Below are 19449 nucleotides of genomic sequence, written 5' to 3'. Positions count from 1 at the left end.
TAACGCTGGGAGAATTTGTCGTGGCGACGCAACCATTAGCCGCATCCTGGCCTGCCGTGACGGTGAAGGAAGCGGAGGCGCTGCTGACTGCGCCGGGCGCGAAATTCGAGATGGAGACGGTGACGATCCACGGCGTGCCGACGCGGGTATGGAAGAATGCGCCGCCGCACATGGCCGCCTTGGTCGCGTTGTCGCGCACCCATGGCGAGCGGCTGGCGACGATCTACGAGGATGAGCGGGTCAGCTATGACGCGCAGTTCCGCGCCATTGCGGCGCTGGCGGCGGATCTGGCCTTGGGCGGGGTGGGGAAGGGCGATCGCGTGGCGCTTGCGATGCGCAACCTGCCCGAATGGATCGTCGCCTTCTTTGCGGTGACGACGCTTGGTGCGATTGCAGTGCCGCTCAACGCCTGGTGGACGGGCGAAGAGCTTGTTTATGGTCTGACGGACTCGGGCGCGAAGGTGCTGATCGTGGACGACGAGCGGTGGGAGCGAGTCGCCCCACTGCTGGCCGAGGCGCCGGGAGTGAAGCGCGTGCTGGTCAGCCGGGCGACGCATCCTCTGGACGGGGCGGAGCGGCTGGAGGATGTGATCGGCACGCCGCATGATTGGCCGTCGCTGCCGGCCGGGGAGCTGCCGGGCGTTGCGCTGATGCCGGAGGACGAGGCGACGATCCTTTACACCAGCGGCACGACGGGCAAGCCGAAGGGCGCGCTGGGCACGCACCGCAACTTCATGACCAATATCCTGTCGACTGGCTATGCCGTGGCGCGCACGATCCTGCGGCGCGGCGATCCGCTGCCCGAGCCGGCGCAAAAGGTGGCGCTGACGGTGATTCCGCTGTTCCACGCCACCGCGCTTTCCGCCGGGCTGATGGGCGCGATGGCGGCGGGGCACACGATCATCTACATGCGCAAGTTCGACGCTGTCCGCGCGATGGAGATCATCGAGCGCGAGAAGGTAAACTCAACCGGCGGAGTGCCGACCATCGCGTGGCAGCTGCTGGAGCATCCCGAGCGGCACCGCTACGATCTCTCCAGCCTAGAGGCGATCGGCTATGGCGGCGCCCCCTCCGCGCCCGAGCTGGTCCGCAAGATTGCGGGCGAGCTGAAGACCTCGCCCGGCAACGGCTGGGGCATGACCGAGACGACCGCGACGGTGACCACGCATTCCGGCGAGGATTACCTCCACCGTCCCGAAAGCTGCGGCCCGGCGGTGGCTGTGGCGGACCTTAAGGTGACCGACGCTGACGGGCGCGAGCTGCCCGCGGGCGAAGTGGGCGAGCTGTGGGCGCGCGGGCCGATGATCGTGAAGGGCTATTGGAACAAGCCAGAGGCGACCGCCGCGACGTTCGTCGATGGATGGGTGCGCACCGGCGATCTCGCGCGGGTGGATGAGGAAGGGTTCTGCTTCATCGTCGATCGCGCCAAGGACATGGTGATCCGCGGCGGCGAGAACATCTATTCGAGCGAGGTGGAAAACGTCCTCTACGAGCATCCGGCCGTGACCGATTGCGCGCTGGTCGGCATACCGCATCGTATCTTGGGCGAGGAGCCGGCGGCGGTGGTGCATCTTGTGCCCGGCAGCACGGCAACAGAGGCGGAGCTTCAGGCCTGGGTGCGAGAGCGGCTGGCGGCGTTCAAGGTGCCGGTGGCGATCCGCTTCTGCCAAGAGATGCTGCCACGGAATGCCAACGGGAAGATTTTGAAGCGCGATCTGAAAAGCTACTTTGAGGATCGTGTCGCTGCGTGAAGCGTTGCATCGGCGAAACAAAAGGATCGTCGGTGGAAACAAGGGACTTCCTGCGCGGGCGGCGGCGCTCGGAATTGACCGAGGCGGAGATTGCCGCGCTCGAGACCGCGATCGAGCGGGTCGAGACCGTGCCGGCCCGCAAGGTCATGTCGCGCCGCGGGGAGCGGATGCGCTACAGCACCTTGCTGGTGGAGGGCTACGCTTGCCGCTACATGGACGCGCGCGATGGCTATCGGCAGCTATTGTCCTATCATGTGCCAGGCGACTTCGTTGACCTGCACGGCTATCCGTCCCGTTTCATCGATCATGACGTGGGCACCATCAGCGAGGCGAAGTTCGCCTTCATCCCGCACGAACAGATTGACCGGATCATGGTCGATCGTCCGCACCTTGCCGCCATGCTGTGGTTCAGCACCTTGCTGGACGCCGCGCTCCACCGTGAGTGGATCTTCCGCATCGGCCGCCTAGACGCGGCGGGGCGGCTGGCGCATTTTCTTTGCGAAACCTTCTGCCGGATGAGCGCCGTTGGGCGAGTGTCGGACAACGGTTACGATCTGCCGCTCACCCAGCAGGATTTGGGCGAGGCGACCGGGCTGACCAGCGTTCACGTCAATCGCATCGTGCGGCGCCTGCGCGAAGACGGCCTGGCGATCGTCGGCCGCGGCAAGGCGCGGATTCTGGACTTTGGACAACTCGCGCGGGTTGGCGAGTTCGACTCCGATTATCTGTATCTGGAGGACGGGCCCTGGAAGGCGTGATCCCGTTCACATCCCGTCTTGATCCACGACGATGCACCCGCTGGCGAGCGGCAATCCGTCGCGCTAGGGTTGTTTGTCATGCCCCATTCCTCTGACGATCCTGGCGCCTCGTCGGCACTACCGGAACAGGCGTTCGGGACAGGCGGGCTGCTGTCGGCGGAAGATCCGCGAGTCGCGCTGCGCCGCGATCGGTTGCTCGCGGCGCTGACCCTTACCGCGGGCATGGGGCTGGTGGTCGGCGTGCCCTTTGCATTGAAGGCGGGCGCGGAATTCTTCATGCCTACCGCCGCGGCGATGGTGGTGGCGATCGCGCTTATTCCGCTGCTGGAATGGCTGGAGGCGCGGCGGGTGCCACCAGCGATTGCGGCGCTGTTCTGCGTCCTGCTGTTCCTGATTGCGGCAAATGTCGCGCTGGCCGCGATCGTGGTGCCGGCGGTGGATTTCTTTCAGCTGCTCCCGCGTCGCATCGACCGCATTCAGGAAAACCTGGCGCCGCTGCTCGATCTTTATTCAAACCTCGAACGCTATGTGAACCGCACGTTGCGGCGGTTGGCGAGTACGCCGGTGCGTCAGTCACCCACCGCCGCCGTCGCACCGCCCAGCTCCATTCTCGAGCTGGCGGCCACGTCCGCCCCGGCCGTCATCATCCAGGTTCTTTATGCGGTGCTGGTGAGCTTCTTCTTCCTGTCCGGCTGGACGAGGCTCCGCGCCAAGATGATCACCAATCGCGAAAGCTTCGGCGGCGCCATGGCGACAGCGCGGGTGATCCAGGACGTGGTGGACGACGTGTCGAGCTATCTCGGCACGATCACCCTCATCAACATCGTGCTCGGCTTGGTCACGGCGGGCGCTTTGCACCTGCTCGGCATGCCCTTTCCGCTGATGTGGGGGGGGATCGTCGCCTTGTTCAACTACATCCCCTATTTCGGCCCGGTGATCGCGGCGCTGCTGGTCGCGGTCGGTGGATTGATGACCTTCAGCGACGTTGCAACCGCGCTTGCAGCCCCGGCGATCATGTACGGCCTTCATCTGGTCGAGGCGAACGTCGTGACGCCGCTGATCGTCGGGCATCGCCTTACGATCAACCCGGTGCTGATCCTCGTCTCGCTGAGCTTCTGGGGTTGGGTGTGGGGCACAATCGGCGCACTGCTCGCGGTGCCGCTGCTGATCATCATTCAGACGATCATCAACGGTGCGGGCAAGCCCGATATCGCCGGCTTCCTGTTCGAACACGGCACCTTGGTGCGCCAGCCGCGCCGGCGATCACGCCGGGCGGAAAAAAGTGACGGCCCGGTCGTTGACAGCCACGCGCCGGTGGCATAGTGGCGCGCCTCCACGCTGATCCAAGCGGGTGTAGCTCAGTTGGTTAGAGCGCCGGCCTGTCACGCCGGAGGTCGCGGGTTCGAGCCCCGTCACTCGCGCCATCCTTCACGGATGGTGCTGATCCACGTGGAAGTCCGACACGGCTGGTCCGAGCGGGTGTAGCTCAGTTGGTTAGAGCGCCGGCCTGTCACGCCGGAGGTCGCGGGTTCGAGCCCCGTCACTCGCGCCACCGGATGGTGGCGGTTCCACGAGACATCCTGACAGTTGCCGTCGTCTGGCGAAGCTGAAATTCCCAGATCACCGGGCACAGCCCCAGTCGCGCGCCCTAGCGGCGTCCAGGTCGCGCTCCCGTCACATGCGACCCCGTCACCCCCGCCCCCGTCACCCTTGCCCTGTGCCGGGGTCCACTGTTCCGCAAACTCCACAGTGGTGAGGGTGCGGCCCGGTGGATGCCGGGACAAGCCCGGCATGACGGCGTGGGTTGCGCAGCGGACTCGTGCTCTCGGGATGACGAGCACGCCGCGCCGCCTCACGCCGGGATGACGATCGCGTGACGATCCGCTAAGCCCCCGCGAGAAGTGCGTGGGGAGTGAAGCGTATAATGTCCGAAGCAGTGGCGCGGCGCGGGTTTGGCGCGGCGATGGCTCCCTATCTGCGGCCGCGACCGTTTGCCGCCTTTCTGCTGGGGATCTCCAGCGGTTTCCCGCTGACATTGCTTCTTGGCACGATGACCTTCTGGCTTGCCAAGGTCGGCATCGACAAGAAGACGATCGGCTTCGCGATCGGCCTCACCACCCCCTATACGCTGAAGTTCCTCTGGGCGCCGCTGATCGACCGCATTCGCCTGCCGGTGCTGGCCAACCTGGTGGGGCAGCGACGCGCCTGGCTGTTCCTCGTGCAGGCGTTGCTGTTCGTCTCGGTATGGATGCTGGGCGCGAGCCAGCCGGAGCTGCACCTCGGCGTCTTTGCGTTCTGGGCGATCGTGACGGCGTTCCTGTCGGCGACGCAGGATATCGTCATCGACGCATATCGCATCGAAATCCTGCCTGACGACGAGCTGGCACACGGCACCGCGACCAACCAGTTCGGCTATCGCACCGGCAATTTCATCGCCGGCGTCGGCACGATCGCGGTTGCGTCGAGCGAAGGGCTGGGGCTCGGCTGGGGTCTTGGCTACGGCCTGACCTCGCTGTGCCTGATCCCGGCGGCGATCGCGGCCTTGTGGATGGGCCCGGGGCTACACGAGCAGACGGTGCGGCGCGGCGGGCGTGGTTGGTTCACCGATACGGTGGTCAGCCCATTCCGCGAGTTCTTCCGTCGCCGCGGCGCGCTGCTGATCCTGCTGTTCGTGCTCGTCTATAAGCTGGGCGACGCGATGGGGCAGGGGATGCTCAATCCGATGATCGTCGAGCTTGGCTTCTCCGACACCGAATTCCTTGCGATCAACAAGGTGGTCGGGCTGTGGGGCTTGCTGATCGGCACCGCATTGGGGGCGCCTTTCCTTGCATGGCTCGGCATGGGGCGTGCGTTGTTCGTGTCGGGCGTGTTGATGATGCTGTCCAACGCGACCTTCGCGATCCTTGCCATGCAAGGCCATTCTCCGACTTGGCTGTTCATCGCTGTCGCCACCGAGCAGGTGACGAGCGGCATCGGCCTGACCGTGTTCGCGACCTATCTCTCCGGCCTCGCGAACCTCGCCTATACGGCGACGCAATTCGCACTTCTGTCATCCTTCGCAGTGGTCGGGCGGACGTGGCTGTCGACGCCGTCCGGTTATGTCGCCGAGGAGTTCGGCTGGGTCGGCTTCTGGATCGTCACCATGATCGTCGCGCTGCCCGGGTTGATCCTGCTTTGGGTGCTGTGGCGCCGCGGCTTTGTGGTCGAGCAGGCGCGCCAGCCGACCGCCGAGGAGGGGACATCGCCCCCGCAGAAGCTGACGCCGTGATCCTTAGGCCGTGATCGGCCGGCCCTCGTCAGCAAAGGCGACCGCCACTGCCGCCGCGCTGGCGAGAACGCCATCGACCGCGCGGATGCCGAGGAGGTCGGCCAGCAACAGCCGCGCGGTTTCGGGATACACCTCCACCCGCGCCAGGATAGTCAGCAGCGCCGCTTCGGCATGCGTCATCCGGGCGCAACAGCAGGGCGCGATCGAGATCGGCCCGGCGGCGGCGGCGGCCATGTCCGCCATCAACCCGCGGACCAGCGTCAGCGGGCGGCGGAACCCCTCCCCGAAAGCGGTGAACAGCGCATGCGCGGCGCGTGCATCGGTGAGGCCGTGACCTCCGATGCGACGCATGGCGAATAGCGCGGTGCGACCGTTCGGGCAGTCGGGCAGCGCGTGGGGCAAGGCGGCCAGGGTAGCGATGGCGGACATGGTCATGGGGGACGACTCCTCTTCGCGAACAGTCTCCCTAATCCGCTATTGCAAGTCAATCGCAACGTTGAGCCTCAACTGGGCAGTTCGTCGTTCGCGTCGAGCACCTTGCCGGCTAGATAGAGTGAGCCAGCGACAAGCACGCGCTCAGCCCCAGCGCCGGCGAGCGCCGTGAAGGCCTCCTGCACCGTTTCCGCAGTGGCCGCACTAACCGCTCCCAGCACCTGCGCCTCGGCCGCGAGGGCCGCGGGTGAGTGACTGGCATGACCCGGAACTGGCACGGCGATGACCTGAACCTTGTTCGCCATGCCGATCAGGCGCCGAAGCACCTCCCCAGCGCGCTTGTTGGCGAGGATGCCGATGACGATCGCCGTTGGCACGTGACGGGGCCAGTTGTCGGCAATCGCCATGGCGGCTGACTCGTTATGCGCGCCGTCCAACCAGATCCCGTGCGCTGGCGGGGTGCCGAGCAGCCGGGTCAGTGGACCATCTGACAGCCGTTGCATGCGCGCCGGCCAGAACGCGTCGCGAACCCCGGCCTGCATCGCCTGGGGCGCGACGGCGATGGTTTGCTGGTGCCGGAGCATGGCAAGCGCGAGTGCGGCATTGTCCGCCTGATGTACGCCGGGGAGTGTCGGCAGCGGCAGGTCAAGCGTTCCCGTCTGATCCCGATAGGTCAGGGTTTCGCCGACAGCCGCATTCCACTTTTCGCCTCGCGCCAGCAGCGTCGCGCCATTCGTGCGCGCCACCGCCGCGACCGCCTGGGCCGCCGGTACAGGATAGGCTTGCGTGACCAGCGGCACGCCGGGTTTGGCGATGCCCGCCTTTTCGAAGGCAACGCGCGCGATCGGCTCGGCGGGCGTGCCCGCCTCTTCCGCCAGCAGGAACGCCTCATGATCGATGCCGAGACCCGCGATCCCGCACACCATCGGCTGGACCACGTTGGTCGCGTCAAGCCGCCCGCCAAGCCCCACCTCAATCACGCAGGCGTCGGCTGGCGTGCGGGCGAAGGCAAGGAACGCTGCCGCCGTCGTGACCTCGAAGAAACTGGCGCCGATATCGCCGCCGGCGTCGAGCACTTCCTTCAGCAGCGGCGCAAGCGCGGCGTCCTCGATCAAACTTCCGGCGACCCGGATACGTTCATTGAACCGGACGAGGTGCGGGCTGGAATAGACGTGAACGCGCTTGCCGTCCGCTTCCAGCATCGCGCGAAGGAAAGCGCAGGTGGAGCCCTTCCCGTTGGTGCCGGCGACATGGAACACCGGCGGCAGGCGCAGATGCGGATTGCCGACGCGCGCGAGCAGCACGGTGATGCGCGAGAGGCCGAGCACGTCGGCGCCCGGCGACAGCGACCACAAGCGGTCGAGCTGTGCCTGCACGGCGGGATCGGTGGAAATGGCGTGATCGGGCATCAATCCCCCTCCCGCTTGCGGGAGGGGCTAGGGGAGGGCCTGTCCTCTAGCCCATGACGGTCGGGGACAGGCCCTCCCCCGACCCCTCCGCAGGCGGGAGGGGAGATTAGGCCGCCTTGCGGCCCTCGCAGAGATAGCCGATCACCGTCGCCAGGCGATCGCGCAGCTCCTTGCGATGGACGACCATGTCGATCAGCCCGTGCTCCAGATAATATTCGCTGGTCTGGAAATCGTCGGGCAACTTCTCGCGGATCGTATTCTCGATCACGCGACGGCCGGTGAAGGCCAAGGTCGCGCGCGGCTCGGCGATGTGGATATCTCCCAGCATCGCATAAGCCGCCATCACGCCGCCGGAGGTGGGATCGGTCAGCACGACGATATAGGGCAGGCCAGCGTCGTGGAGCATCTGGATCGCCACGGTGCTGCGCGGCATCTGCATCAGGCTGAGGATGCCCTCCTGCATGCGCGCCCCGCCGCTCGCGGTAAACACCACGAACGGCGCCTTGTCCTTGATCGCCGTCTCGACGCCCTGGATGAACGCCTCGCCAACGGCCTGACCCATCGATCCGCCCATGAAGGCGAAATCCTGCACGCCGATCACCACCCGGTGCCCGTGAATGGTGCCGCGCGCGTTGATGAACGCGTCCTGCTCGCCCGTATCCGCACGGGCGGCCTTCAGTCGATCGGCATAGCGTTTCGAGTCGCGGAACTTGAGTGGATCCTCAGGCGCGTGCGGCGACGGCAGGAGGTCGGCGCTGCCCTCGTCGAGCAGGTGCGCGAAGCGCGCGGCAGGGCCGATCCGCCCGTGATGGTCGCACGTCGGGCAGACGGAAAGGTTCTCCTCCCATTCCTTGGTGAACACCATCGTCCCGCACCCCTTGCACTTGTGCCAAAGGTTGTCGGGTGTTTCCTTCTTCGCCGGAACAACGAACGATAAAGCGTTGCGAACGCTGGACAACCAGCTCATGCGAGTTCCTTCCGAGCGGCGCGAACAGCGGCCGCCAATCCTTCAACATAAGTGCGCACATGCGCGGGCGCATCCCTGCCGTGCGCCGCTACCAGCTCGACGATCGCCGAGCCGACCACCACGCCATCCGCCACGCGCGCAATTTCCCGCGCCTGATCGGGTGTGCGCACGCCGAAGCCCACTGCGATCGGCAGATCCGTTGCCGCCTTCAGCCGCGCGACCGCATCCTCGATCGATCCCTGCGCGGCCTGTTGCAGGCCGGTGATGCCGGCAACCGAGACGTAATAGACGAAGCCCGACGCACCATCGAGCACCTGCGGCAGACGCGCCACATCAGTGGTGGGGGTGGCCAACCGCACGAGATCGATGCCGCTACGTCGGAGCGCCGGCCCAAGCGCCTCGTCCTCCTCCGGGGGAATATCGACGCAGATCACGCCGTCCACGCCCGCTTCCTTGGCAGCGCTGGCGAACCAGTCGGCGCCGCGGCGGACCATCGGGTTGGCATAGCCCATCAACACTAGCGGCACGTCGGCATGGCGCGCACGAAAATCGCGTGCGATCCGCAGGATATCGGCGGTTGTTGTGCCGGCTACGAGGCTGCGGATATTGGCGGCCTGGATAGCCGGTCCGTCCGCCATCGGATCGGTGAACGGCATGCCGAGCTCGATCACGTCGGCACCTGCTGCCACCAGCGCGTCTAACACTGCGGGCGTGTCGCCATCGCCGGCAGTCACGAAGGTGACGAGCGCCGCGTGTCCCTTCGTGAAGGCCTGGGAAAGGCGGCTCATATCGCCACCCCCAGCGCATGCGCGACGGTGAAGATGTCCTTGTCCCCGCGCCCGCATAGATTGGCCAGGATTACTTGATCCTGCCGCATCTCCCGTGCCTTGCGGCTTACAGCTGCAATCGCGTGCGAAGGTTCGAGCGCGGGAATGATCCCTTCAGTCCGGCACAGCAGCTGGAAAGCGTCGAGCGCCTCGTCATCAGTCACCGCGGTATATTCGACGCGACCGATATCTTTCAGCCATGCATGCTCCGGCCCGATTCCGGGGTAATCGAGCCCGGCCGAGATCGAATGCGCTTCCGCGATCTGCCCATCCTCGTCCTGCAACAAATACGTCTTGTTGCCATGGAGCACGCCGGGGAAGCCGCCCGCTAGACTCGCAGCATGCTTCTTCTCCAGCCCTTCGCCTGCGGCTTCCACGCCGAGCATCTGAACGTCGGGATCGTCGAGGAACGGATGGAACAGGCCGATCGCGTTCGACCCACCGCCGATCGCGGCCACCAGCAGGTCGGGCAAGCGGCCAATGCGCGCCATCATCTGCGCGCGCGCCTCGCGGCCGATAACGCTTTGGAAGTCGCGCACCAGCTCCGGATAGGGATGCGGGCCGGCCGCGGTGCCGATAATGTAGAAGGTGTCGTGAACGTTGGCGACCCAGTCGCGCATCGCCTCGTTCATCGCATCTTTGAGCGTGTGCGCGCCCGATTGCACCGCGCGGACCTCGGCGCCCAGCAGCTTCATGCGGAACACGTTTGGCGCCTGCCGCTCGACGTCTTTCGCGCCCATGTAGATGACGCAAGGCAGGCCGAAGCGCGCGCACACAGTCGCCGTCGCTACGCCGTGCTGGCCGGCGCCGGTCTCAGCGATGATCCGCGTCTTGCCCATACGAATCGCGAGCAGGATCTGGCCAATGCAATTGTTGATCTTGTGCGCGCCAGTGTGGTTCAGCTCGTCGCGCTTAAACCAGATCTCCGCGCCCATGCCATCCGTTGCGTTCTCGCGCAGCGCGTCGGTCAGCCGCTCGGCATAATAGAGGGGGGAGGGACGGCCGACATAATGTTCGAGCAAATCGTCGAACTGCGCCTGGAACGCCGGATCGCTCTTCGCGGCACGATATTCGCGCTCAAGCTCTAGGATCAGCGGCATCAGCGTTTCAGCGACATAGCGGCCGCCGTAATCGCCGAAATGGCCGCGCTCGTCAGGCTGGGCGCGGAAGGAATTGGGTGCATTCATGATGCGGCGACCGCTTGCAGGAAGCTGGTGATCTTGTCCACGCTCTTGACGCCCGGCTCCGTTTCCAGCCCGGACGAGGCATCGACCAGCGAAGCACCCGTACGTCGGATCGCTTCCCCGACATTGTCGGTGTGGAGCCCGCCCGACAGCGCCCAGGGTAGCGGGTGGCGGAAGCCGTCGAGCAGCGTCCAGTCGAACCGCACACCCATGCCGCCCGGGAGCGCCCCTTCCGGCGTCTTCGCATCATACAGGATGCGCTCGGCGACACCGGCATAGTGGTGCGCGGCATCGAGGTCCGCGCGTGTCTTTACGGCGATCGCGGCCCAGATTTCGGTGTGAAAAGCACTGCGCAGATGCGCGATCCTGTCGGGCGCGGTCTTATGGAGCTGGACCGCATCGAGCCTCGCCGCACCGATCGCCTGTTCGATCAGCGCGTCGTCAGGATCGACGAAGACACCTACGCGCTTGACATGGCTCGGCACGCGCACGGCAAGGCCGGCAGCCTGATCGAACGAAAGGTTGCGAGGCGATCGCGGGAAGAAGACGAAGCCGATGTGACTCGCACCGCCCCCGATGGCGGCGTCAACCGTCTCGGGGGTCGATAGCCCGCAGGTCTTGGCGGTAGTCTTTGAAGATCTTGGGCGCATCGTGTTGCGACATGCCCTCCCTCAGTCCCTCCCGCAAGCGGGAGGGGAGAATGGGCGCCCTCCCGTGAGTGGACGGGAGTGACGGTGGGCGGGCTACAACGTCGCGTTGATCGCGCGGGCGGCGGCGTCGGGGTCCTCGGCCTGGGTGATCGGGCGGCCGACGACCAGGATCGATGCACCATGGTTGAGCGCCTGACGGGGGGTCACGACCCGCTTCTGGTCACCGACCACGCCGTTGGCGGGACGAACGCCAGGCACGACGAAAAACCCCTTGGGCCAAAGCTGGTGCGCAGCCTTCACTTCCTCGCCCGAGCAGACAATGCCGTCGACGCCGGATTTCATCGCCAGTTCGGTGAGGCGCAGCACCTGTTCGTGCGCGGCGCCCGTCACGCCGGTCGCCGCGAGATCACGGTCGTCGAGGCTGGTCAGCATCGTCACCGCCACCACCTTGGTCCCGGTCGGCGCCGCCGCCTTGGCATCTTCCAGCATCGCCTGGCCGCCCGACGCATGGACTGTAAGGATCACCGGCTCAAGCCCGCGCAGCGCTTGCACTGCCTTGGCCACAGTGTTGGGGATGTCGTGCAGCTTGAGATCGAGGAAGATTGGCAGGCCAAGCTCGCCCATCTCGCGCACCCCGTGGCGTCCGTTGGCGGCGAAGAACTCGAGCCCCAGCTTGATCCCGCCGACATGGTGGCGGACCCGCGTGGCGATCGCTTTGGCGCGTTCCAGATCAGGGGTGTCGAGCGCAACGAAGATACGGTTGGACATGGGGTCAGACAGCCTCGGGCGGAACAGAAGCGGGCGCGATGGCCGGAGCAGGCGAAACGGGCGCAGGGGACGCCGGCTCGGCAATCGAGGCGGCGCGCAGATCGGCCACCGCCCGCTCCGCGGCGGCAAGCCGCTGCCCCAACCGCCAACGGATTGTTCGCTGATACAGAAAGGTCGGCAGGAAGCCGGCAAGGAACGTGACGAACAGCAGCAGCGGCAAATTAACCTCTGCCACCAGATTGCCGAACAGCCAGATCGGCACCCATTTCCAATTGCCGAAAGTGAATACCGCCGAAACGAAGGCGACCAAGGCCCAGAACAGGATTCTCAGGAACTGCATGTACGGGGCTCCGGCATGCCGGCGACGCTATTACGGAAGCGGCGCTTTGACCAGTCTCACCCGATCTCCGCACGCAGCGAAGCGATCAACGCGCGCGCGGTACCCAGTCGGGGCTCCTCCTGGTCAAGGATCGCGTGAAAGGCGGCGCGCTTGGCCGCGGCCACCTTGCCGGCCTTCAACCGGGCATCGCTCGGCAGGGCGGACACGATGATGTCGATCATCCGCTCGGCGCCATGCAGCCGGCCCCAGAGGTAATCGTTCTCGCGATAGGAACGGCTGAAGAAGGCGCCGAAGTTGCTGAACTGTATGCCTTTCAGCGTCGCCTCCGCACCACCCTCGCGGATTGCGGTGCAATCGTCCGGCGAGATGCGATCGACCTTTACCGGATCAAACTCATCGATCCCCTCGCCCTGCAGGAGCGGCAGCGTCGCGAGATCGACATAAGGGAAGCCGAGATAGTGCAACAGCAGCGTGCGCCGTGGCTGGCGCGGCAGCGTGGCTAGCGCAGCGGCGATCCGCTCGTCCGTTTCGGCATCCAGCCGGCTGAGATCGAGTGATTCCGCCAGGCTGTCGAGCAGAGGCTCAGCGTCGCCGCTCAGCGTTCGCACTGCGCCGCGCAAACCACGATGCAGGCCCGGCAGCTTGCGTTCGAGATAGGCGGCCAGCGAATCGTACAGCGCGTCGCGCACCGGCTGCAGGGTGTGCTCGTCATGCTCGCCTTCCAGCTCGACCAGCCGCCGTGCCAGCAGCCGCAGCCGGCGAATACGAAAACCAATGTCGAAGGTGCGCAGGAACGCGATCGAGGCGTCACCGGCCACGTTCGACGGGGTCGCCGAATCATAGCCGCGGCTGCGGAGCGCTTCCTCGATCCGGCTGCGGATCCGCTGCCAGCGCTGTGGTCCGGGTTCGCCGCCAGCGGCGTGCAGCAGGGCGGTGATCGTCTCGATCACACCGCTGATCTTGAGGTGCGCATAAGCGGCATAGCTGAAGCCGGCGCGTTCGGCGGCGGCGAGCTGTGCGCGGCGGCGCCACGCTGCAAGGCGTGCGGGTGTGGGGCTGTTGAGGAAAAAGGTGCGCCCGAACAGCGTCTCCACATCCGCCTCGATCCCTGGCCGCATCGCATCGGTGATCGCGCGCATCCGCTCGATCCGCCGCGATCGCGCGGCAAGCGCCTCCAGATTGTCCCGGATCGGCTGCTTGCGCGGCAATTCGCTGACTGCGCCCAGAATCGTCTGGAAGAAGCCGGGCGGCCCCTCCCCATCGCTGGTGACGCGAAACGTCATCCCGGGGGAGGGGTCGATATAGACGAAGCGCCGATCGACCTGCCGCCGGGCGGGCCGCTCATCCAATGCATCGATCGCTGGTCGGAACGGTGCGTTGGCGAGCACCGATCCGTCGATCAACGCAGCTTTTTCCGCCGCATTCGCTGCGGCATGCCGCGGCATCGCCCGCGCGAGGAACGCGCCCCGGCCCGGCCAGCGCCCGCGCCGTTCCTTCAGCACGCCGTCGAGTTCCGCCACGGTGAACGCCGGAAACGCGCCCGGGAAGCTCGACGTCGCACGCGCCGCAAAGGCCAGTTCGGGCGCCGGCGCCAGCGTTTCGCACGCGGTGCCATGATCGGTGAACGACAGCACCAGGCGATGCTCGGTCTCGACCACTTCCGCCGGGGAATGGAGCTGCAACCGTTCGGGATGGCCGGTGAAATCGGTAACGGTGACGAACAGGTCGAGCGGCTGGCCTTCCGGCAGCAGCCGCGGGCCACGCGGCGCGGCACTCATCGCCTCGAACGCGTCGAGCAGCATCGCGGTGAAGCCCGGCCCGTCGAACGGCGGCTCGAACCAGCGCGAGCGGATGAAGTGCGACAATTTCGCGCGCACTTCTTCCCGCGTATCCTCGTCCAGTTCCTCCAGTTGATCGGCGCTGCGCCCCGCAGCCATCCATGCGATCGGCAGCGCCCAGGCCTTGGAAAAGCGCGAGGCCGGAGCGGCGCTGGGCGCGATCAGTGCCTCCACATCGGCATTGTCGAGCCACAGGTCGGTCAGGGGATCGAGCGATTGGCCGGCACTCAGCGCCTGCGCCAGGAAGACGCCGTTGATCCCGCCGGCACTCGCCCCGGCGATGATGTCTGGCAGCACGCGCAGCCGCGTGCCCGTAGTGCGGGCGATTTCATCAAAAAGCCCGGCATAAGCACCCGCGCTGCCGTCGAGCGTCTCGCCTTCATGACTCGCCCGGCTGGCGCGCGCGACGTGCCAGATCTCCTTGGTGATGCCGTGCATATAGACGGCCAGGCTCACCCCGCCGTAGCAGACCAGCGCCAGCCGCAGTTCCGCGTCGCGCATCATGCCGGCTTCACATCGGCCCAGATCGGCAAATGATCGCTCGCCTTGCGCGCTGCGGCGCTGGTGTGAACGCCGCAATCCTGTACCTTCAGATCGCCCGACACCATGATCCGGTCCAGCCGCCCCACGGGTCGGCGGGCATGGTAGCTCGGTCCGGTCTCCGCGAATGCAAAGGCGCGACCGAAATCGCGCAGGCACCCGGCCGCGCGCGTCCATTCGTTTAGGTCGCCCATCATCACGGTGGGGCGGCGCACGCTGCTGGCCTCGACATGGCTCAGGATCGCCGCCGCCTGACGCCGGCGCCACAAGCCCGACAGGTCGAGGTGCATTCCGATCACGCGCAGCACCGTGTCCCCCAGTTGCACGTCCGCCATCACGGCGCCGCGCGGCTCCAGCGCGGGCAGGTGGATCACCTCGCAATCCACGATGTGGCAGTGCTTGCGAACGAGCAGGGCGTTACCGTGCCACCCCATCGATCCCGCGCGCACGCCAAAGCCCACGGATTTCCAGTCGCTATGCTCCTCGAGGAGGTGCGGGGCGATGACCGCCATGCGTGCGCCGAAGCGGCGATCCGCCTCTTGCAGGGCGATAATGTCCGCATCGACCTCGCGAAGCACTTCCAGCACGCGTTCCGGGCTGCGCCGGCGGTCGGTGCCGATCGCCTTGCGCATATTATAGCTCGCGACACGAATCATTGCGGTGGTGAAACGCCTCGCGCTTCGGCTGGTTGCTACCCGGCGGGGACCGGGGAAGGTGGTGCCGGTTGCAGGAATCGAACCCGCGACCTTCGGTTTACAAAACCGCTGCTCTACCAGCTGAGCTAAACCGGCACATCAGACGCGCTCATGCGTCAGGTAACGCCGAAGGTCCAGCCTTCGCTTTGCCGAACTTGCTCGGTCAGGCCGGGCGGGTGCCACAGACTGGCGCGCGTTGCATTGGCGCGCAGCCAGGCAGCGGCAAGGATCGCATCCGTTGAATGATCGTCGTAGCGCGAAAGCGGGATGTGCGGCGCGCTGCCGATGGCGGCAAGCGCGGTGTCGAGCGAGGTCGCGTCGCGCATCTTGCTCCGCCCGCGCGGCATGCCGGCGGCACGCGCCGCGATGGCGGTATAGATCTCGACGAGCACCGCGCCGTGCGCCGGCACCGGATCAAACGGCCACACCGCCATCCGCTCGGCAAGGTGATGGAGCATCCGCATGCCGGCAAAGCTCGCCTTGGCGACCTGCGCGGCGCCAATTGCATCATAGACGGTGGTTGGCTTGGTCGAATGGCCGCCTACCATTTCGCATGCCCGCCAATGCAGGAAGTCACGCTTCTGCCCGTCCGCCGCGCCAAGGTAGAAGTGCCGCCCGCGCCGCGCCTCAAGAAACGACGCTGCTCCTAGATCGTCGTCGTCGCTATGCCGATCGACATAAGCCCATAAGTCGCGCGCAGTCTGGGTCTCCGTCTCGCCCGGAAGATGTGCTCCGCGTGCGACAAAGGGCGCGGCGAAGCTACAATCGATCCCAACCAGCAGCGGCACGTCGGCGCGGGCGACCAGCCAGTCGAGCACCGCCTGGCGCGACCAGACGCCATTCGGCGCGCTCACCAGTTCCGGTGCCTGCGTACCGGCATGGCACAAGGCAACTGCGATGCCCTTGTGCCGCCGCCCCTTGGCGCCGGACCAATCGATGGCGGCAAACTGCCGGAAGTGCGTCAGGGCCGCGGCCCGAAGCTGTTGCGCTGCGCCTTGGTCGCGCGGTCCCACCACGCGCGCCGGATCACCGTACGTACCCGTTCCGGATCGGCCGAGCCGAAGCGGACCAGCACCCCCGGCCAGTTCTGGTAATGCGGCGTCTGCCAGAAGGTGTCCGGATCGGTCTCCAACAATACCGCTTTCTCGTCATGCGGGCTCGCCACGTGAAAGCTGCCTGCTTCGCGCCCGGGCGAGACGAACGCCTTGTTGTTCACCTTGGGGCAGGGCACGCCATAATAAGGCGCCATCGTCACCTCCGGCAACGCGCAGGCGAAGGCGACGACGTCTTCCCAATCGTTCATTTCAGGTCGCGGATTACGTCCGCGGTGAAGCGGGCGATGTCGAACCGCCCCGAGCCATGATCCTCGCCTCGGCGAACGATCACCAACCGCTCGGACGGGACCACCATCACATACTGCCCGCGATTGCCCTGCGCGGAATAGCTGCCGGCGGGCAGGCCCTGCTTCGCGCCGAACAGCCACATCGTCGCGCCATAGCCTGGGCCATCCGCAGGCTGCGGCCCGCTGGGCGTGGTCATGTAGCGCATCCAGCCCGCCGGCAGCAGGCGCTTGCCCTGCCACACGCCATCCTGCAGCCAGAATTGCCCGAGGCGAGCGAGGTCCCGAGCGGTGGTATAGACCTGGCTCGAAAGGATGAAATTACCCTGCCAGTCGGTGCCGGCGGTGGTGTGCTGCATCCCGAGCGGTTCGAACAATCGCGAGGGCCAGGCGGCGTAGCGCGTGTCGTTCTTCATCGTCGCGCGAACGGCGCGGGCGGCAAGCATGATGTCGTTGTTGGCGTAACGAAAGCGCGTGCCCGGCCGCACCTCGATCGGCCAGCCCGGCACTTGCTCGGTCACGGTCGTGCCGCCGAAATAGATCGCATCGGTGCGATTGCCGTAATGATCGCTGTGCAACCCGGACGCCATGCGCAGGAGATTGTCCAACGTGATCGCGCGGCGCGGGTCAGCGGAATGGTCCCATTCGGGAATGTTCGCCGGCTTCATCGGGTCGATGCGAAGATCGCGGGCCGCCACGCCCACCAGCGTTCCCGCAATGCTCTTCGCGACGGACCAGGTGCGGTTCGAGACAAACGGCCCGAAGCCGTCGGCGTAGCGCTCCGCGATGATCCGTCCGTCGCGCACCACCACCACGCCGACCGTCTCACCCTTATAGGTGGTGCGATCGAACGCACGGCCGATCGTACCCGCCAGCGCAGGCGAGGGGCGTGGCGCGATCCCGCCGTCGCCCATCGGCCAAGGGCGCCGATCGCCCGGCGCGGGAAGGGGCGTGTTCGAAGATGACGCGGGCCACGGCGCGATCGCACGCCCGATCGGTTGCAGAACGCAGCCCGTGCGCGGCGCCCATTGCGCAAGGCGCGGCGGCAGATCGCCGGGGAAGGTCACGCTGACGTTGCGCTTGGCCCGGTCGATCGTTGCACGCAGCTTAGGCAGCAGCGGCTGGTATTCGGAATAGATGCCGCGTAGTTCCAGCGCCTCAACCTGCGCCTCGGTGCGTCCCGCTGCAATCACGCCTTCGCAAAGCGTGATCGCCTTGTATCCGGCGGCGACGGCATGTTCATAGGCGGTGGATGTCTGGGCCCCGATGACCTGCGCCGCTAGCGGTGGCGGCGCCAGGACGATGCTAAGCGCCGCCGCGGCGCTGCCGAAGCGAGTCCCAATGCGCCATCCGCTCGGCGATCCGCTGTTCGAAGCCGCGGCCGGTCGGCCGGTAGAAAGGCTGCGGGTCCATGTCATCGGGCCAGTAATCCGCACCGGAAAATCCTTCTGCCGTATCATGATCATAGGCATAGCCTTTGCCATAGCCGATGTCTTTCATCAGCCGCGTCGGCGCGTTGAGGATCGAGGCCGGCGGCATCAGCGACCCGGTTTCGCGTGCGCTCCGCCATGCCGACTTCATCGCCATGTACGCGGCATTCGATTTGGGCGCGGTGGCGCAGTAAAGGCACGCCTGCACGATCGCCAACTCCCCTTCGGGCGAACCCAGGAACTCATAAGCGTCCTTGGCGGCAAGGCATTGCACCAGCGCTTGTGGATCGGCGAGCCCGATGTCCTCGCTGGCGAACCGCGTGATCCGCCGCAGCACGTAGAGCGGCTCCTCGCCCGCGGTGAGCATCCGCGCGAGATAATAGAGCGCCGCCTGCGGGTCCGATCCGCGCAGCGATTTGTGCAGGGCGCTGATGAGGTTGTAATGCCCCTCGCGATCCTTGTCGTACACCGCGACGCGGCGCTGAAGAAATGCCGACAACCCCGCCGGGTCGAGCGGTGCATCCAGCGCCACCGAGAACAGCGTCTCGACCTGGTTGAGCAGGAACCGACCGTCGCCATCCGCGCTGGCGATAAGTGCATCGCGCGCTGCCGCATCCACGGGCAGCGGCTGTTCCATGATCGCTTCGGCCCGCGTGATGAGCTCGCCCAGCGCACGCGCATCTAGCCGTTGAAGGATCAACACCTGCGCCCGGCTCAGCAGCGCGGCGTTGATCTCGAAGCTCGGGTTCTCGGTCGTCGCCCCGACCAGGGTAACGGTGCCGTCCTCGACATAGGGCAGGAAACCGTCCTGCTGCGCGCGATTGAAGCGGTGAATTTCGTCCACGAACAACAAGGTGCGACGGCCCAGCCGCGCATGGTCGCGTGCCTCGGCAAAGGCTTTCTTGAGGTCCGCCACGCCGGAAAACACGGCGGAAATCGCAACAAAGCGAAGCCCAACCGCATCCGCCAACAAGCGCGCAATGGTGGTCTTGCCGGTGCCCGGCGGCCCCCACAGGATCATCGATGACAGGCGGCCCGCCGCAACCATCCGCCCGATCGCGCCTTCCGGCCCGGTCAGGTGATCCTGCCCGACAACGTCGCCAAGCTGCGCCGGCCGCAACCGATCGGCAAGCGGCGCATCGATGGGCGGGGAAGGGGCGGGTTCCTGCGGCGCCAGCCCGGCGAAGAGATCGGCCATTCACGCGACATAGGAAGCCACGGGTTTCTTGCCCAGCGCTTGCCGCCGCTCCCGC

18 protein-coding genes and 3 tRNA genes are annotated in these 19449 nt (G+C 66.4%); 6 read left to right on the top strand and 15 right to left on the bottom strand.

Annotation, left to right across the window (positions count from 1 at the left end; genetic code table 11):
* Window positions 1–20: 20 nt before the first annotated feature.
* The 6 genes from SPHI_RS01650 to SPHI_RS01625 all read left to right on the top strand — a co-directional run bounded on the left by SPHI_RS01650 (window position 21) and on the right by SPHI_RS01625 (window position 5777).
* The gene (locus tag SPHI_RS01650) at window positions 21–1751 is read left to right on the top strand and encodes a class I adenylate-forming enzyme family protein (protein WP_233130589.1); all 1731 of its coding nucleotides are present in this window, start codon (window positions 21–23) and stop codon (window positions 1749–1751) included.
* Window positions 1752–1783: 32 nt separating this feature from the next.
* A complete protein-coding gene (locus SPHI_RS01645; RefSeq protein ID WP_076743244.1) occupies window positions 1784–2509 on the top strand; it encodes a Crp/Fnr family transcriptional regulator in 726 nt (241 codons plus the stop codon).
* Between the two features lie 78 nt (window positions 2510–2587).
* Window positions 2588–3832 carry an AI-2E family transporter gene (locus SPHI_RS01640; RefSeq protein ID WP_083719596.1) on the top strand — a complete coding sequence of 415 codons (1245 nt, stop codon included), beginning with the start codon at window positions 2588–2590 and terminating at the stop codon, window positions 3830–3832.
* Window positions 3833–3856: 24 nt separating this feature from the next.
* Window positions 3857–3933: transfer RNA gene (locus tag SPHI_RS01635), tRNA-Asp, on the top strand.
* A gap of 51 nt (window positions 3934–3984) precedes the next feature.
* Window positions 3985–4061, top strand: a tRNA-Asp gene (locus SPHI_RS01630).
* A gap of 372 nt (window positions 4062–4433) precedes the next feature.
* Entirely contained in the window at window positions 4434–5777 is a 1344-nt protein-coding gene (locus SPHI_RS01625) for an AmpG family muropeptide MFS transporter (RefSeq protein WP_076743129.1), read from the top strand.
* 3 nt (window positions 5778–5780) lie between these two features.
* On the opposite strand, the gene SPHI_RS01620 is transcribed toward SPHI_RS01625, so the two are convergent.
* The 15 genes from SPHI_RS01620 to SPHI_RS01550 all read right to left on the bottom strand — a co-directional run bounded on the left by SPHI_RS01620 (window position 5781) and on the right by SPHI_RS01550 (window position 19394).
* On the bottom strand, window positions 5781–6206 hold the full coding sequence (locus SPHI_RS01620; RefSeq protein WP_076743242.1) for a DUF6628 family protein: 426 nt from the start codon (window positions 6204–6206) through the stop codon (window positions 5781–5783).
* 74 nt (window positions 6207–6280) lie between these two features.
* The gene (locus SPHI_RS01615; protein ID WP_076743128.1) at window positions 6281–7618 is read right to left on the bottom strand and encodes a bifunctional folylpolyglutamate synthase/dihydrofolate synthase; all 1338 of its coding nucleotides are present in this window, start codon (window positions 7616–7618) and stop codon (window positions 6281–6283) included.
* A gap of 106 nt (window positions 7619–7724) precedes the next feature.
* On the bottom strand, window positions 7725–8585 hold the full coding sequence (accD, locus tag SPHI_RS01610) for an acetyl-CoA carboxylase, carboxyltransferase subunit beta (RefSeq protein ID WP_076743127.1): 861 nt from the start codon (window positions 8583–8585) through the stop codon (window positions 7725–7727).
* Window positions 8582–9373, bottom strand: a complete 792-nt coding sequence (gene trpA, locus SPHI_RS01605; protein WP_076743126.1) for a tryptophan synthase subunit alpha — start codon at window positions 9371–9373, stop codon at window positions 8582–8584. Before trpA ends, accD begins: the two co-directional genes overlap by 4 nt.
* Window positions 9370–10599 (bottom strand): tryptophan synthase subunit beta, encoded by a 1230-nt coding sequence (trpB, locus tag SPHI_RS01600; RefSeq protein ID WP_076743125.1) that lies wholly within the window; start codon window positions 10597–10599, stop codon window positions 9370–9372. Before trpB ends, trpA begins: the two co-directional genes overlap by 4 nt.
* The gene (locus tag SPHI_RS01595; RefSeq protein ID WP_076743124.1) at window positions 10596–11246 is read right to left on the bottom strand and encodes a phosphoribosylanthranilate isomerase; all 651 of its coding nucleotides are present in this window, start codon (window positions 11244–11246) and stop codon (window positions 10596–10598) included. The genes trpB and SPHI_RS01595 overlap by 4 nt, the downstream gene beginning before the upstream one ends.
* 93 nt (window positions 11247–11339) lie before the next feature.
* Window positions 11340–12014, bottom strand: coding sequence for an orotidine-5'-phosphate decarboxylase (pyrF, locus tag SPHI_RS01590; protein ID WP_076743123.1), 675 nt, complete (start codon window positions 12012–12014; stop codon window positions 11340–11342).
* Between the two features lie 4 nt (window positions 12015–12018).
* A complete protein-coding gene (locus tag SPHI_RS01585) occupies window positions 12019–12354 on the bottom strand; it encodes a hypothetical protein (protein ID WP_076743122.1) in 336 nt (111 codons plus the stop codon).
* 56 nt (window positions 12355–12410) lie between these two features.
* Entirely contained in the window at window positions 12411–14693 is a 2283-nt protein-coding gene (locus SPHI_RS01580) for a patatin-like protein (RefSeq protein ID WP_076743241.1), read from the bottom strand.
* Window positions 14693–15364 (bottom strand): endonuclease/exonuclease/phosphatase family protein, encoded by a 672-nt coding sequence (locus SPHI_RS01575; RefSeq protein ID WP_233130587.1) that lies wholly within the window; start codon window positions 15362–15364, stop codon window positions 14693–14695. Before SPHI_RS01575 ends, SPHI_RS01580 begins: the two co-directional genes overlap by 1 nt.
* An 83-nt stretch (window positions 15365–15447) precedes the next feature.
* Window positions 15448–15523 (bottom strand) — tRNA-Thr (locus SPHI_RS01570).
* 20 nt (window positions 15524–15543) lie between these two features.
* Window positions 15544–16443, bottom strand: coding sequence for a hypothetical protein (locus tag SPHI_RS01565; protein WP_233130585.1), 900 nt, complete (start codon window positions 16441–16443; stop codon window positions 15544–15546).
* Window positions 16389–16730 (bottom strand): MmcQ/YjbR family DNA-binding protein, encoded by a 342-nt coding sequence (locus tag SPHI_RS01560; protein ID WP_076743120.1) that lies wholly within the window; start codon window positions 16728–16730, stop codon window positions 16389–16391. Before SPHI_RS01560 ends, SPHI_RS01565 begins: the two co-directional genes overlap by 55 nt.
* Window positions 16727–18184 (bottom strand): serine hydrolase domain-containing protein, encoded by a 1458-nt coding sequence (locus SPHI_RS01555; RefSeq protein WP_083719593.1) that lies wholly within the window; start codon window positions 18182–18184, stop codon window positions 16727–16729. The genes SPHI_RS01560 and SPHI_RS01555 overlap by 4 nt, the downstream gene beginning before the upstream one ends.
* The gene (locus SPHI_RS01550; protein WP_076743119.1) at window positions 18072–19394 is read right to left on the bottom strand and encodes a replication-associated recombination protein A; all 1323 of its coding nucleotides are present in this window, start codon (window positions 19392–19394) and stop codon (window positions 18072–18074) included. The genes SPHI_RS01555 and SPHI_RS01550 overlap by 113 nt, the downstream gene beginning before the upstream one ends.
* Window positions 19395–19449: the final 55 nt, after the last annotated feature.

This window comes from Sphingomonas jeddahensis (assembly GCF_001981525.1).
GTDB lineage: Bacteria > Pseudomonadota > Alphaproteobacteria > Sphingomonadales > Sphingomonadaceae > Sphingomonas > Sphingomonas jeddahensis.
This window is presented reverse-complemented; position numbering and strand designations above follow the sequence as displayed.